General features: G+C 40.4%; 3 protein-coding genes. All 3 read left to right on the forward strand.

Translation table 11 applies throughout. From position 1 onward, the window contains the following. Positions 1 to 157: 157 nt before the first annotated feature. From J663_RS18380 to J663_RS18390, 3 genes are read left to right on the forward strand one after another with little or no spacing between them, the layout of a single operon-like run. Positions 158 to 907 carry an energy transducer TonB gene (locus J663_RS18380; RefSeq protein WP_033849492.1) on the forward strand — a complete coding sequence of 250 codons (750 nt, stop codon included), beginning with the start codon at positions 158 to 160 and terminating at the stop codon, positions 905 to 907. A gap of 43 nt (positions 908 to 950) precedes the next feature. Next, on the forward strand, positions 951 to 1571 hold the full coding sequence (locus J663_RS18385; RefSeq protein WP_001011664.1) for a MotA/TolQ/ExbB proton channel family protein: 621 nt from the start codon (positions 951 to 953) through the stop codon (positions 1569 to 1571). Continuing rightward, on the forward strand, positions 1571 to 1975 hold the full coding sequence (locus tag J663_RS18390) for an ExbD/TolR family protein (RefSeq protein WP_000885432.1): 405 nt from the start codon (positions 1571 to 1573) through the stop codon (positions 1973 to 1975). The genes J663_RS18385 and J663_RS18390 overlap by 1 nt, the downstream gene beginning before the upstream one ends. Positions 1976 to 2047 lie beyond the last annotated feature (72 nt).

A 2047-nucleotide genomic window follows, 5' to 3' on the forward strand; every position in this document is an offset into this window, starting at 1 on the left:
GACCTCGCGATAATGAGGAATGTTTTCATAAAAAAGTAGTTGCAAATGAAAACACTTCTCATTTATTATTGTGGCACTTTATTGTTCTATCCGATGTTTGAAATCGTTTCTACAAATAGAAATCTGAAATCATCATCCATTAGGTAATTAGATTCTTATGAGTCAATCTTCCGCAGCCTTAAACTCTCCCAATCCGATGAAAAAGAAAGTCATCACGGCACTAATTGCGGTTGCAATTGGTCATATCGGGGTCTTATGGGCGGTCAGCCATATTAAGCCTGCTGAATTAAAGCCAATCGAGAAGAAGCCTTTACAGGTACGTTTCGTAAAAATTCAAGAGCAACCAAAACCACTACCTCCTAAGCCAAAGGAACCGCCTAAAAAGCCGGAACCTAAGAAAGAGGTAAAAGAAGTTAAAGTTGTTGAAAAACCTGTGACACCACCTAAAAAAGTGGAAAAAATTCAACAGGTGAAAAAAGCTGAAACACCAAAAGAAACAGTAAAGACAGAACCTAAAGTTGAAACCAAAGTGGTAACGACAACTGTTACTGAAAAAGTTGTTGAAAAACCTAAGCCGGTAGTACAAGAAGCGCCTAAAGCTCAACCTGCCCCAGATCCATCACCGAAACGCGTTTCAATTGGGGGTTCGGGTGTACAGTGGAGCCGTTCACCACGTTTAACAGTTTCTTCAAAAGATTTACAAGGCGAAGCACGCTCTGTCATGGTACTTATTGAAGCCGATGAAAAAGGCAAAATTATTAATGTACGAGTGACTAGAAGTAGTGGTATTTCAAGTCTAGATGACAAAGTAGTCCGTGCTGTTCGCGGTGCGAAATTTAAACCTTATATGGAAAATGGTGTTGCTTATCCAATTAAAGCAGAGCAACCCTTTGATTTAACCCCTTAAATGAATTTGAGTCCCAACGGCTAACCTTAATCAGGAGTTCAATATGAACTTTTCAATCTATTGGCAACATGCAGATGCAGTGAGTAAAACCCTGTATTTCATCTTATTGGCAATGTCGATTGCTACCTGGACAGTTTTCATCTTACGTTTGATGGGGACTCGCCAGCTAAAACAACAAGCTTATGCTCAACTTTCTCAGGCTATCACTTCGTTAAAAGCAAAGTTACAACCTTTGAGTTTTGAACAGCGTAAAGCGGTTGCAGAGCAGGCATTACTTCGTCAGATTTCTGCTGAAAAGGCCAATGCTGATAAAGGTATTTCTGTTTTAGGAACGATTGCTTCAATTGCACCATTCGTAGGTTTGTTTGGTACAGTTTGGGGTATTTTCCATGCGCTTGTTGCGGTAGGTAAAAGCGGACAAGCAGGTTTGGCTCAAGTGGCTACACCAGTAGGTGAAGCGCTTATTATGACGGGTCTTGGTCTTGCAGTTGCGATTCCAGCGGTATTGGCTTATAACATTTGTGTACGTGCAAACCGTGGTCTTGCTCATGACTTACAAGATCAAGCGCACAGCTTGTTAATTGACACGATGTTGCAGCAAGACTCAACTGTAAAGTCTGATGTTAAAACTGCACAGCAAAGTTACGTTGGAGGTCAAGCTTAATGGCTTTTCAATTGGGTGAAGACCACGATAGTGGCATGAATGAGATGAATCTCATTCCGCTAATCGACATTATGTTGGTGTTAATGATCATCTTTTTGGTCACAGCAACAGTTGCCAACCCATCGATTCCATTAACGCTTCCTAAAACAACTGCTGAAATTATTGATCCACCACCAAAAGCTATTACGATTAGTATCAATGCAAATGGTGAAGTGGCTTGGGATACTCAAGTAATTAGCCTAGATGAGCTTCAAAAACGTTTTCAAGAAGCAGGTCAAGGTGATGTTAAACCAACAGTTCAACTTCGTGCTGATAAAGAGTCGAAGTACGATACTGTTGCTCAGGTAATGTCTCGCGCCAGTGAAGCCGGACTGAGCGATATTGCCTTTGTAAGTGAAAACTAAAATTTAGTTTACTCAATAAAAAAGCAACCAAACTGGTTGCTTTTTTATTGCTCTGATTTATTGCTCTTTCAT

Source organism: Acinetobacter sp. 826659 (genome assembly GCF_000588515.1).
Lineage (GTDB): Bacteria > Pseudomonadota > Gammaproteobacteria > Pseudomonadales > Moraxellaceae > Acinetobacter > Acinetobacter pittii.